Source organism: Saprospiraceae bacterium, from assembly GCA_016716185.1.
GTDB lineage: Bacteria > Bacteroidota > Bacteroidia > Chitinophagales > Saprospiraceae > Vicinibacter.
On sequence record JADJWV010000002.1, the window covers coordinates 1,813,717 to 1,826,947 of the forward strand.

Annotated in this window: 10 protein-coding genes; 6 read left to right on the top strand and 4 right to left on the bottom strand. The window is 40.1% G+C overall.

The window, feature by feature from the left end; translation table 11 throughout:
• Nucleotides 1-22: 22 nt before the first annotated feature.
• Nucleotides 23-1,021 (top strand): hypothetical protein, encoded by a 999-nt coding sequence (locus IPM34_08995; protein MBK8955680.1) that lies wholly within the window; start codon nt 23-25, stop codon nt 1,019-1,021.
• Here the strand turns inward: IPM34_08995 and IPM34_09000 are convergent.
• Nucleotides 1,014-2,228 (bottom strand): DUF1343 domain-containing protein, encoded by a 1,215-nt coding sequence (locus tag IPM34_09000; GenBank protein MBK8955681.1) that lies wholly within the window; start codon nt 2,226-2,228, stop codon nt 1,014-1,016. The two genes, IPM34_08995 and IPM34_09000, sit on opposite strands and share 8 nt — an antisense overlap.
• On the opposite strand from IPM34_09000, the gene IPM34_09005 reads away from it, so the two are divergent.
• Nucleotides 2,203-3,624, top strand: a complete 1,422-nt coding sequence (locus IPM34_09005) for a GIY-YIG nuclease family protein (GenBank protein ID MBK8955682.1) — start codon at nt 2,203-2,205, stop codon at nt 3,622-3,624. The genes IPM34_09000 and IPM34_09005 overlap by 26 nt on opposite strands.
• 12 nt (nt 3,625-3,636) lie before the next feature.
• Here IPM34_09005 and pyrF read toward each other — a convergent pair whose 3' ends face one another.
• Together pyrF and IPM34_09015 are read right to left on the bottom strand one after the other, a co-directional pair.
• Nucleotides 3,637-4,443 carry an orotidine-5'-phosphate decarboxylase gene (gene pyrF / locus IPM34_09010; protein ID MBK8955683.1) on the bottom strand — a complete coding sequence of 269 codons (807 nt, stop codon included), beginning with the start codon at nt 4,441-4,443 and terminating at the stop codon, nt 3,637-3,639.
• Between the two features lie 14 nt (nt 4,444-4,457).
• Nucleotides 4,458-5,576, bottom strand: a complete 1,119-nt coding sequence (locus IPM34_09015; GenBank protein MBK8955684.1) for an Mrp/NBP35 family ATP-binding protein — start codon at nt 5,574-5,576, stop codon at nt 4,458-4,460.
• A 16-nt stretch (nt 5,577-5,592) separates the two neighbouring features.
• Between IPM34_09015 and IPM34_09020 the strand changes: the two genes are divergently transcribed.
• From IPM34_09020 to IPM34_09035, 4 genes are all read left to right on the top strand, one after another.
• Nucleotides 5,593-7,620, top strand: coding sequence for a bifunctional riboflavin kinase/FAD synthetase (locus IPM34_09020; GenBank protein ID MBK8955685.1), 2,028 nt, complete (start codon nt 5,593-5,595; stop codon nt 7,618-7,620).
• Nucleotides 7,617-8,354 (top strand): RluA family pseudouridine synthase, encoded by a 738-nt coding sequence (locus tag IPM34_09025; protein ID MBK8955686.1) that lies wholly within the window; start codon nt 7,617-7,619, stop codon nt 8,352-8,354. Before IPM34_09020 ends, IPM34_09025 begins: the two co-directional genes overlap by 4 nt.
• Nucleotides 8,355-8,470: 116 nt before the next feature.
• Complete coding sequence (locus IPM34_09030) at nt 8,471-9,133, top strand: response regulator transcription factor (protein ID MBK8955687.1); 663 nt, start codon at nt 8,471-8,473, stop codon at nt 9,131-9,133.
• Nucleotides 9,134-9,141: 8 nt separating this feature from the next.
• Nucleotides 9,142-10,872: a hypothetical protein gene (locus IPM34_09035; protein MBK8955688.1), complete on the top strand. Its 1,731-nt coding sequence runs from the start codon at nt 9,142-9,144 to the stop codon at nt 10,870-10,872.
• Between the two features lie 469 nt (nt 10,873-11,341).
• Here the strand turns inward: IPM34_09035 and IPM34_09040 are convergent, their stop codons facing one another.
• Nucleotides 11,342-13,231 (bottom strand): ABC-F family ATP-binding cassette domain-containing protein, encoded by a 1,890-nt coding sequence (locus IPM34_09040; GenBank protein ID MBK8955689.1) that lies wholly within the window; start codon nt 13,229-13,231, stop codon nt 11,342-11,344.

Consider the following 13,231-nt stretch of genomic DNA (forward strand, 5'->3'; position numbering starts at 1 on the left):
GTTCTTATCAATAGTTAAAGGCATGGCACAATATTATCATTACGATGCACAAAAAGTCGAGAGCGGCAACAAACGAGTAGGTTATTTAATCTCCGGCATTATTCATGCTTTACTTCTTTTGTTGATTTTATGGAGATTTTTGGAATTGCCCGTTGAAGCTCCTCAGGAATATGCGATTGAATTGCTAGGCCCTAAACCACAATATGTTGAACCCATTCAGGATCAGGACCCTGGTGGCGGGAATTCCGCAGGTCCTGAGGATACAGAACCGAAAGAAGGAGGTTCGCCTGGAAGTGAAGCTCCGGAAAGCAAAGTACCGGAGGATGCCGTGAAAGTAGAAGATAAGATTGAAGAAAAAATAGAACCCGTAAAGCCTAATCCGTTACCTACGACACCATCTCCAAAACCAGTAATCACTACCCCTACCCCTGAAGTTGTAAAAGTTGATCCTCCCAAGAAAATAGAAGTTCCGGGTCCGACCAGACCTGGTCCGATTCCAAATAACAATCCACCCGTGGTTACCAAACCCAACACCCAAACAGGTGGAGCCAGTGGAAGTTCCGGAAATGCAAATTCCGGCGACGACACCGCTCCCGGGAGTGGCGGCTCGGGTACAGGCTCAGGTGGCGGAACAGGGTCCGGAGGTGCAAACACCGGCAGTGGAACCGGAGGCGGAGGTGGCACAGGGAGCGGAACGGGCGGAGGCTCCGGAGATGGTGCCGGAGTTGATTTTGACGAAATAGGTGTTTTGCGCAGAAAAGTAATTTATAGACCCGATCTTACTGGTTTAGCCAGAGAAAAACCGCAAACCGTTGTTTTTAACATGTGCGTCAACCGCGAAGGATCTGTTACTTACATACGTTACAATCCAAAATTGTCTAAAACCAAGGAAGTTAATTTTATCAGAGAAGCTACATTAAAAATGCAGCAATACAAATTTCAGCCCGATCCCAAAGCGGCCAGAAAAGAATGTGGAACCTTTTCGTTTACAGCTTCCGGCGTAATCCAGCGACTTAATTAAAATCAGGATAAAGTAAATACTGGGTTCGCTTACGTTTAAATGACTCAAGTCCTGCAATCCAGGATTTCCTTATCTCATTTTCGCTTTTACCGGCTAGTATCAGTCTTCTCAATTGATCTGTCCCCGCAAGTTTATCGATGAAATTGGTTTTTAGAAAAAATGTATCTTTTCCTTTGAAATCTTTAAACGCTGAAAGTAAATGGCTTAAATCAATTTTTTTCATGCCGTGTAATTTGTTGATACTAATTCCCCTAAGATCATGTCCATAACATAATACATTTTCCAAAGGTGGATGCATGGCTCCTTTTTTAGGAACCGGAGTAAATGAAAAATCCGATTTTAACTCGGGATGTCCATAAACTAAAAATGGAAAATCGGTTCCTCGTCCCACGCTGACTCTCGTACCTTCAAAAAAACACAAGCCGGGATAAAGTAAAATAGATCGCAATGTTCTTAAGTTTGGAGAAGGAGGAATTTCAATGTTTACAATTTTATTGCGATCGTAATTTTTACAAAGAATATAACTCATGTCAAGTTGTTTGCAAGCATTTATCCAGCACTCCCCTTTGATCATGTTAGCCAATTCGGCAAGGGTCATACCATATACAACCGGTATGGGATGTAATCCTACAAATGATCTGAATGTCGAATCTAAAACGGGTCCATCGATAAAATGGCCATTGGGGTTGAGCCGGTCTAAAATCAAAAGCTTGATATTGTTTTCAGCGCAGGCTTCCATCACGTAGTGTAGCGTGCTGATGTATGTATAAAAACGGGTACCGACATCCTGCAGATCGAAAATGATTAATTCTATTCCGGTAAGATCCTGCTTCGTTGGCTTATGACTTTTTCCATACAGAGATATAAGCTGAATACCGGTTAAAGAATCAATCGCTGACGCAATGTGCTTCCCTGCATCTTCACTGCCACGAAACCCGTGTTCCGGAGCAAAAATGGTTTGAACAAATATACCGGAGCTAAGTGCGGTATCCACCAAATGTGTTTTTTCAATCAGAGAAGTATGATTTACTACGACTCCCACTCTTTTCCCCTTTGCATACCTGAGGATTTCATCGAATCTGTAAATACCAGGTTTAGCTTCAGAGCTCGAATTCATCTGCTCCAAAGGCATTAACTTTGTTGTTGAAAGTTGACAAAAGCTAAACAGGAAAACAAGACTCGTGAACCATCCGAAATTTGCGATCATAGACATTGAAACTACAGGCGGACTTGCCCGAAGGGACAAAATTACGGAAATAGGGATCATCATTTTTCAAAACGGCGAAGTCCTTGATCAATTTTCTTCACTCATTAATCCGGAACGGAGCATACCACCCGAAATTACCCGTATTACCGGTATTACCAATGAGATGGTAGAACAGGCCCCTAAATTTTACGAACTCGCTAAAGAAATTATACTGCTTACACAGGATTGTGTTTTTGTAGCGCACAATGTTCATTTTGATTACAGTTTTATCAAGGAAGAATTTCACCAGCTTGGATTTACTTTCCAATTGAAGAAGTTATGTACCCTTCAATTGAGTCGTAAACTATTTAAAAACTTAAATTCCTACAGTCTTGGTTCTCTCATTCAGCACTTCTCCATTCCGGTAGAAGCCAGACATCGGGCTATGGATGATTGTAAGGCGACCCTGCAGCTATTTAAGGAAATCATCAAAGCACAGCAACAGAATGTATCTGATTTTTCAAAATTGATCCCCAAGTTGATCAAAGACCAAAAACTTCCCGCTAATCTTCCTGAAGACACCCTCTCTAAACTGCCTGAAAGGCCCGGTGTATATACAATGCTAAGCAAAGACCTGATTCCTGTTTACATAGGAAAAAGCAAAAGTATCAGGGACAGGATTCTTCAACATTTTAGCGATTTGGGATCGAAATCTCAAAAAATGTTACAAACAGTTCATTTTATCGACCACCAGCTTACCGGAAATGAACTCATGGCTTCTTTGATCGAAGCCCAATTGATCAAACAACATCAACCGGAAATCAACAGAGCATTGCGCAAGAAAACGCACGCGTTTTTACTCACAAAATTAAAGCATGCTTTGCATTACAACAGATTCCGGATAACGGAAGCGATATGGCTGGAGCCTAATGAGGAAATTTTAAATCATTACGCAACCAGTCTTTCTGCAAAGCAACATATCGAATATCTTCTGATTCAATATAATTTATGCAGCCATATCAACAGTGAAAAATCCAATGCAGGTCCTTGTCATGCTTATCAATTGAACCAATGCTTTGGAGCCTGTTGCGGACAAGAAAGTGCTGAATCGTACAATTTGAGGTTCGAAGAAGCGTGTACCCAGGTGAATAATATTTTTAAGGAAAATTTTATGATCATCGGCGATGGTATCGAAGCGCATGAAAAATCTGTGATCTGTGTAGAGTTTGGCTTTTGTCGTTACATTGGTTTTGTAAGTGAAGAGCTGAGCTTTATGGATCCGGAAGCCATAAAATCAGAACTTAAGCCCTATGATGGTAATGTTGAAACCAACCGAATGATCCAATTTTACCTAAAAAAAGACAAGCAATATAAAGTCATCAATTATCACCTGCAGGAATTCCAGGAAAACGAATAACGAATCAATAATTTAAAGATAATAAGCCATTTGACTCCTGTATTCCTTGGCCTTTCTGCTCACCCAATCTTCAAAGGCATGGTTTTCTTCAGGAACACATATTCCACGTGAGACATTGATCAGTAGGCCTCCCGCTTTGTTTTTACCATGTTGAATTATTCCGGCAAGATCCCCACCCTGTGCTCCGACTCCAGGTACCAGTAAAAAATGGTCCGGACAAATCGATCTGATGTTCTGAAAAGATTCGGGGTGCGTAGCACCACAGACAAACATGATTTGTTCGTGACTGTTTTCATATGAAAACAACTTCATTGTTTGTTCGTATACCAGGTTCCCGTTTTGTAATTTTAACTTTTCAAGGTCGTTGCTTCCCTCATTGGAAGTTAATGCGAGCACTATCGACCATTTATCTTTAAAATCCAGAAAGGGTTGCAAAGAATCCCTGCCCATATAAGGATGCAAGGTGACTGCATCAGCATTTAATCTTCGAAAATAGTACTCCGCATATAACCTGCTTGTATTTCCAATGTCCGCTCGTTTAGCATCTGCAATAATCAGGCAATCATCCGGAATGGATTTCACAACGCGTTCCAGTTGAGACCAACCGGAAGGACCATGAGCTTCAAAAAAAGCTACATTAATTTTATAAGCAATTGCGTGTTTGTGTGTTAATTCAATTATATTTTGACAAAACTGGTATAATGATTCACCAGAATCATGAAAGGACTTTGGAATCCATTTTACATCGGGATCCAATCCTACGCAAAGCATGGATTTTTTTAGTTGTATCTGCTCAGAAAGAAATTTAAAATTTTTCATGCGTGGCACTTTGATTACATCGATGCCTGTATGATTTGCGATGGACCTATAATATTTTCGCGCAGCTCGACTTTCTTTAAAAACTTGGATACTATATCTTCGATGGTCGAAAAATATTCGGGTCCTATGGAGAAAGCTTCACCGCGATCGAGTAGCAACCTGAGTTTTTCTTTAATGGGGATCTGTCCGAGTAAAGTCGATTGTGTTTTACCGGCTAATTTTTCACCAGCACCCTGTCCAAAAATGTAATATTTTTTGCCCGGAGAATCATCGGGCTCAAACCAAGACATGTTTTCAATAATACCCAAAACCGGAACTGCGATTTGTTCCATCCTGAACATATTTGCAGCTTTTAATGCATCGATATAAGACACTTCCTGAGGTGTCGTAACCATAATGGCTCCGGTAAGGGGAATGGTTTGGACCAGTGTTAATTGAATATCTCCTGTTCCGGGAGGAAGGTCAACAATCAGGTAATCGAGCTGCGGCCATTTGGTATCGTTAAAAAACTGTTTGATGATTGCTGCTAGTCTGGGACCCCGCAAAACAACAGCTTGTTCAGCTTCAATAATATTCCCCAACGAAACTACGTGCAAACCATTCACATCGATGGGCACGAGTTTTGGTTTATCTGAATCGTTGGTGACTTGTGGCTTTTCGTTCTGAATGCCCAACATGGTCGGAATAGAGGGGCCGTAGAGATCAGCATCCAAAAGTCCAACTTTGAATCCTGCCAGCTTCAATGCCAGAGCCAGACTCACAGAAACGGTCGATTTTCCAACACCCCCTTTACCGGAAGCCACTGCTATGATGTGCTTTATATGAGGCACGGCCGTATTGGGAGCATCGGCATAACTCATCTGATTTACAAAGTGGACATGGAGTGTCTTCTCAGGAGCAAAACTGCTTACGACTGAATAGATTTCAGAATAAAGCTGGTCTTTATGAGCATATTGCTGGCCCGGTAAATGCAATTTCATTTGAATATTGTGCTGATCATCAAGTTTGATGTCCCGGACCATGCGCAATTGAATAATATTTTGGCCACTTCCGGGCTCAATGACGTTTGACAACAAGTCACATAATTGCTCGATAAATTCATTCATATCTACGGCAAAATTAATGTGATTCATCCTAAATGTGATAAATTTGCGCTGGTTTAAAAAGATGCGTGTAGTTTATTTCGGAAAAGATGAGATACCCAATCTAAAGAATCCGGTAATTGCTATTGGTGCCTTCGATGGTTTTCATCGGGGACATCGGCAAATCCTGGATGTTTTATTTTCTTCAGCAAATGAAATTGGAGGTAATTCAATCGTCATCACATTCGATCCACATCCACGTCTGGTGTTGGATGAAAGCGATCAGGAATTCAGTTTGTTGTCGACTTTAGATGAAAAAATAGAATTATTGAGAGCAACTCCGCTTAATTACTTGGTTGTAGTTCCTTTCACGTATTCATTTTCATTGATGTATCCACAGGAATACGTAGAAACTTTTCTAATTTCTCAATTTAATCCAAGCAAAATAATCGCCGGAGTAGACCACAGGTTTGGAAGAGATGGTCGTGGCGATGGTAGTCTGCTTCGACAATATGCAAGTGAGGGCCGTTTTGAATTCCAGGAAATAAGCCATCTGCTGGAAAATGGAAATGTCATTAGTTCTACCAGGATCAGACAGTACATCAAAGATCGAAAAGTGGAACTGGCCAATCAAATGCTTGGTTATAATTTCACACTTTCGGGCACTGTAGTTCCGGGCAACAGAATTGGCAGAGAACTTGGCTACAGGACGGCAAATCTGGATTTGTCTCATCACCATAAATTAATTCCTCCGAATGGTATTTATGCGGTCCTTTGCAATGTTTTGGGGCAAGTTTGCGATGGAATGTTGTATATCGGGCACAGCGAAAGCATAGCTGAGAATCTCGCTCAAACCATCGAAGTACACATTCTCGATTTCAATCAGGATATATACGGGCAAACCATTGCAGTAGAATTAATCAGTTTTTTGAGAACAGATCAAAAATTTGAATCGAAAGAGGATCTGACCAGGCAAATAGCACAAGACGAAAAAAGGGCAAGAAAGAATTTGTTGAAATATAAATTAAAATCTCCCCCTGTTAACAAACAACCAAAAATCGCGATTGCAATTCTCAACTACAACGGTGAAAAGTTATTAAAGAATTTCCTGCCCTCTCTGCTCAATTTCCGACCCAGGAACTCTGAAGTCTATATTATCGATAATGGTTCGACCGACTCCAGTATTTTATTTCTCGAACACCATTATCCAGAGGTGCATTTGATCAAACTAAGAAAAAACTATGGCTTTTCTACCGGTTATAACAAAGGCATTGCTCAAATTGAATCTGATTTTCTGGTATTGGTGAATTCAGATATTTTGGTCAACACAGAATGGGTATCTCCATTGATTCATCTCATGGAAACCGATCCAATGATATTTGCGGTTCAACCAAAAATCCTTTCGCTTTCCGAAAAACATAAATTTGAATACGCCGGTGCTGCAGGAGGTTACCTCGACTTGCTTCGTTATCCTTTTTGTCGCGGAAGAATAATTGATTTGATCGAAGAAGACCAAGCGCAATACAACGATACTACAGAGGTCTTTTGGGCCAGTGGGGCTGCCATGGTGGTTAAAACAGTTGTATTTAAAGCGCTTGGAGGATTTGATGACGATTATTTTGCCCATCAGGAAGAAATCGATCTGTGCTGGAGAATGAAGAGGTTAGGTGGGAAAATTATAAGTACCGATGTCTCTTATGTTTACCATTTGGGTGGCGGCACATTGGATTACGACAATCCCAGAAAAACGTATCTCAATTTCAAAAATAACCTGTTTACCATATTTAAAAATGAGAGTTGGTACAATCTCCTCATGATCTTACCTTCAAGATTGGTATTGGATTGTTTTATTGCAATCAGCTATTTATTAAAAGGAAAACTTTGGGTTTTTTACAAAATAGTGCAGGCCTATGTAGTAAGTATTATCAATACGCTGTATCTGATCCACAAAAAAAGCCAAACTAACGATTTAATCGATGAGCTGAATCTGAGCCCTTTTAAGAAAACAGGCATTTTAAATTCTTCCATTTTCTTGCAATTTTATATCGCGGGCAACAAAATATTTTCGAAGATTCCCAAGCAATATTTCAAGTGATCCCTATTCAAAAACAACTCCTTTTTGAAAACGATCATTTGATTGCGATCAATAAGCCAGCCGGGCTATTGAGTATCCCTGACCGATTCGATAAAAATTTACCATGCGCATATCAATGGGTTAAAGAAAATTTTGGGGAGCTGTTTATTCTGCATCGCCTCGACAAAGATACTTCAGGGGTTTTGCTATTTGCAAAAGACGCCGAGACCCATAAACTGATGAATGAGCAGTTTGAAAGGCACCAAGTAAAAAAGACATATTTATGCCTTATCGAATCATGCCCGCAGGAAGAGTCAGGAAAGATCATCGCTCCGATTGCACATGACCCTGCCCATCCCGGTAGAATGATTGTACATCCCAAGGGAAAAGCCTGTATAACAAATTTCAAATTATTGAAAAGGTACAGAAGTTTTACATGGGTTGAGGTTGCCCCAGAAACGGGCCGCACCCACCAGATCCGGGTCCATTTTGCTTATCTCGGATGTCCCTTGGTTGGTGACCCGCTCTATGGAATAAGAAAGTATCTGAGCATCAAAGACATCAAGAAAAAGGCTAAGGTGAAAGAGGAGGAAATACCTTCCACCCTCCTGGAACGGACAGCCCTGCACGCATCAGGGCTTCAATTCAATTTGTACGGTTATGAAATAGAAATTCAGGCTCCATTGCCTAAAGATCTTACAGCCTGTTTAAAGCAACTCGATAAATGGGATAGTCTTAACAAAGGAATGCTATAATATTTTCACATTGAAGGGCATCTGATAAGAACAGGGATCGTGTATCCGGAAAATCAGTATATTTGTAATCATTCTGGTATTCAAGCTTCCTGATTTACTGTTAAAACTTAAAAGATATGCTTCATGTAGCCATTGCTGATGATCATGCAATGTTTGTAGATGGTATTGAATCCATTTTGAGAACTGAATCGAGTATCAAAGTAGTTGATCGCTGCTTTGATGGGCAATCCGTTTTTGAAATGATCAGAAAACATAAAATTGATGTTTTGCTGCTCGATATCAATCTTCCGGATATAAGCGGAATTGAAGTTGCAAAGCGATTACATACAGAAGATCCCGAAATAAAAATTATAGCCTTATCGATGTACAATGAAGAAAGCATCGTAAGTGAAATGCTCAAAAACGGTGCTCAGGGTTACATCCTCAAAAATACTGGCAGAGAAGAACTCATTCTTGCCATAAAAACAGTGGCAGAAGGTACGAGTTACTTTAGCAAAGACGTTACCGAAACAATCATGGGATCTCTTACCAAAAAGCCCGGACCCAAAAAGAGCTATATACTTCAGCCTAAGCTTTCCATACGAGAAAAGCAAATTCTTGCTTTAATTGTCAAGGAGTACACCAATCCCGAAATCGCTGAGCGATTATTCATCAGTCTTAAAACTGTCGAGACCCACCGCAGCAACCTGATCTCTAAGTTAAATGTAAGAAACACTGCCGGTCTGGTTCGCGCCACTATTGAATATAATTTGCTTGAAAAATTCACCCTGGATTCTTAAGAAAACTCATGCGGATTCTGATTTTCATCTGGTTGGTATTTGGATCTTGCCTCCATGCTGTCGTAGCCGCAGATGATTCATTGAAAGTCAGCAGAGATTCATTTGAAGTTGTCCTTCTCGATGCTGAATCATTAAGTCTTGAAATTGAACATAAAATAAGTCAGCACGACTATCCCTCTGCTGTCGGTTCATTATTAACAGCCATTGAATATTTCCGGCAGGAAAACAACAACGAAAAAGTATATTATTACCGGTTTATACTGGCCCGTGTTTATATGTACTTAGGGATGTACCAAAAAGCCGCTAATACCCTTGAATACTGTCACGTTTATTTTAAACAGGAAGATCGCGATCTCGATGTGGTCAGAAGCCAGCATAGCCTTGCTTATATATATAAAAAATTAGGCAACATGGATATGGCACTTTACTTCCTGGGACAGTGCCAGCAAACGAAAGCAGACAAGTATAATGAATTTTGTCAAAACGAGCATGCTTTGGTGGAAGCACAACTCTATCTAAGCAGGATCCGCTCGCAAAATATTTTGAACAAAATATATACTTATGCTAAATCAATTCCCTATTTGGACATGCAGGTAAAATCGCTGGAGGCTTTAGGGGATTATTATTACCACCATGCAAGATATAAACAGGCAGAAAACGTGTATCGTAAAGCACTCGAACTGACTAAAGCCAATAATTTTATCGATTACAATAAACAGTTTAGCTTCAGACTTTATGAATGCAGCAACTACTCCGGTAATTATAAAAAAGCAACAGACTATCTTCTTCAATTTATTAAATACAACGATACGCTGAACAAGATCAACAATTCTGAACAATTGCTGAAATTGATTGGCAGGTATGAACAAAAAGAAATGCAGTCGGATATTATCGATCTGGCCAAAAGCAAACGTCTATTTGAACTTAAGTCGAGACGTTCCAATTATACCTTGTATAGTCTGTTGTTTAGTATTGGTGCTATTTTGTTGGCCGGCTTTTTTATCATCCTGTTTTACCAGCAAAAACTGGAAACCAACCAGATCATTCACAATCAGACCGAACAAATCAATAATCAAAAAATCAAGGAACTCGAAAGTAATCTGCAATTACAATCGATGCAGTCCATGATCAACGGACAGGAATCAGAACGGGAACGGATTGCAAAAGATCTCCACGATAGTCTTGGTGGTGTGCTTTCTACGATCAAGCTTAGATTTGACAATATAGCACACCAAAATCATTTTGATGACCGGGATTCTGTCGAAAAACTTACCCGTCTTATCGATACCGCCTGTGATGAGGTGAGATATATAGCCAATGATCTGAAGCCCGGCTCTCTTGAAAAACTAGGTTTGATCGAGGCTATTAAAGATATGCTGAACCGCTATAAAGTGGACAATGGGCCTGAGATCTTTTTTCAATTTTACGGCTTTGAAGGTGGCGGTCAAATCGATTCAAATGCCGCTTTGAATATTTACCGCATCATCCAGGAACTAGTCAACAATTCCATTAAACATGCAGGTTGCAAAGAAATTTTTGTTCAAATGCATCGGAAAGGCAATGAAATGACCATTAGTGTTGAGGATGACGGCGCAGGTTTTAACGAAACTGTTGTTAAAAAAGGTATGGGACTCGAGAATATCAAAAGCAGGGTTAATTATCTAAGAGGAGAACTCACTCTGGATTCCAACGAAAATCAGGGAACCGCTATTCTGGTGCATTTGCCTATACGTTCCTGAGGGCATATCTCTCTCACAACTGTTAAAATTATACCATTTACCTATGATATCTGGCCAAATACTCAGGGTAAACCCTGAGAGCTATCAGGGTAAACCCTGATTTTTAAAATTCAGGGTTTTTACTGATGTGCAGTAAATGGAAACCATACAACTTTGTACTGTTGTTATCATTAAAACGTTAATGATCACTCAGCTTGATTTTGAATACTGAAAACCATGTAAAAATGGGATCCATGAGAGAAGGACTATTGTTAGATGCAATTTAGGTTTGGTTATCTATCAGGGAAACATAGATTGATTTTAACATTCTGCACACGGCTTCGTGCCATTTCATCCGTCAACTATTCTTAGCAATAGTCCTTTCCTGGATTAAACGACTTTTAAAATTATCAACCTATATAGTTTTGTTGTAGTTTTATCATGATGTGTACACCAAAGGCTTTAAACCTCATTTTAAGGCCTTTTTTTTTTAATCCAATTCTTCTACCAGCTTCTCCCATTCACCCGAAATTTCGTTTAATGACTTTTGAAGCTCGTTATATCTGGAAAGAACCGTTTTATGATCGGGTTTTTCATAAAAGGATGGATCGTGCATAGTTTGCTCAATCTGTTTCAATTCGGATTCTAATTTGAGTATTTCTTTTTCCAGATTTTGTATCTGTCTCTGCAATTTTTTGCGGGATTGGTAATCCGGAGTTACTGACGTAGCTACTTCCGCTTTTTCAACAACCTTCAATCCGTCATATACACTGGCCTGCTCCGTTTTTTCGAGATAATAATCAATATCTCCCTCGAATACCTTTATATTTTTTTGTTCAAACAGGATGGTCTTTTGTGCCAGTTCTTTGAGAAACTCGCGGTCGTGCGAAACGATGATGACTGTACCCGAATAGTTAATAAGTGCTTCTTTGAGTCTGTTTTTCGAGGGAATGTCGAGATGATGTGTGGGTTCATCCAGGATTAGAAAATTATGTTCCTGGACCAACAGCAGTGCCAATCTGACTCTAGCCTTTTCTCCCCCAGATAGAACTGATATCTTTTTTTCGACGTCCTCCCCTCTCAATCCTAAACCCCCAAGAATTTTCCGGACCATGGGTCGCATTTCAGCATTACAGTTATTCTCCAACGTTTCGAGCGGAGTCCAATCTCTGTTTAAAAATTCGCTATGTTCCTGGGCATAATATCCGATTTTAACCTGATGTCCCAATTCAATTACACCACTGTCCGGTTCAATTTCGGTACAGATCAATTTTACCAGCGTACTTTTCCCATTGCCGTTGGCACCTATAAAACTCCACTTCATTCCTCTTTCTAAAAAAAGATTCACATCCCTTAAAACCAGTTTTTCGCCGTAGGACTTTGAAACTTCTTTAATTTCAACAACTTTATTTCCACTTTGAATGGTTGGCCTGAACCTAAGTCTGATATCTGAAACATCGTCATCCGGCGCTTCTTTTACTTCCATTCTCCCCAATTCAGTGATCAGGGATTGAGCAAAGGCCGCTTTACTAGCCTTGTACCGGAACTTGTCGATGAGCATTTCTTTGTGACGTATGACTTTCTGCTGCGATTCATACTCCCTCAGTTCCATGTCTTTTCTTTCTTGCCGGTAGGCTTTATATGCTGTGTAATTTCCTTTAAAATCGTACACTTTTCCACGATCGATTTCAATAATTCTTTTTCCCACCCGGTCGAGAAACATAAGATCGTGAGAGATCAATATAACTGTGCCTTCGTATTTCCTGAGAAAATCTTCAAGCCAGCGCAGCGCTATTATATCCAAATGGTTGTTCGGTTCGTCGAGCAGTAAGATATCGGGCCTGGACAATAGTAATTTTGAAAGTTCGATACGCATTCTCCAACCACCACTGAATTCAACAACCCGTTTTTGAAAATCTCCGGTCGTAAATCCTAAACCGAGCAAAATCCTTTCAATTTTTCCTTCGAGTTTATCGGCTTCGAGATATTCCAGTCTTGTATGTGCATCCTGTAAGCGCCCAATAGCTTCCTGAATGATTTTGGGGTCTTCATGGGGATCGTGGATAATCCTTTCGCTTTCTTCGACGATCTTTTGGAGCTGTCTAATTTCCGGCAAGGAGTTTTGTACGTCTTCTATTAAACTCAGATGATGCTCTTCGGGTAACTCCTGGCGCAATAATCCTATGGATTGATTTCCCTGATTCTCAATATTCCCCTGATCTGCTTTGAGCTCTTTAGTCAATAGTTTGAACAAAGTGGATTTGCCGGTGCCATTACGGCCACATAAGGCCACTTTCTCTCCCTCCGAAATCGTAATATTGAGGTTGTCAAATATTTTTCGACCCCCAAATGATAAATGTATGCCTTGTAATCGGATCAC

Coding starts and splice junctions, on each gene's coding strand:
- IPM34_08995 (MBK8955680.1), top strand. CDS start 23: ATGGCACAATATTATCATTACGATGCACAAAAAGTCGAGAGCGGCAAC.
- IPM34_09000 (MBK8955681.1), bottom strand. CDS start 2,228: ATGATCGCAAATTTCGGATGGTTCACGAGTCTTGTTTTCCTGTTTAGC.
- pyrF (MBK8955683.1), bottom strand. CDS start 4,443: ATGAAAAATTTTAAATTTCTTTCTGAGCAGATACAACTAAAAAAATCC.
- IPM34_09015 (MBK8955684.1), bottom strand. CDS start 5,576: ATGAATCACATTAATTTTGCCGTAGATATGAATGAATTTATCGAGCAA.
- IPM34_09030 (MBK8955687.1), top strand. CDS start 8,471: ATGCTTCATGTAGCCATTGCTGATGATCATGCAATGTTTGTAGATGGT.
- IPM34_09035 (MBK8955688.1), top strand. CDS start 9,142: ATGCGGATTCTGATTTTCATCTGGTTGGTATTTGGATCTTGCCTCCAT.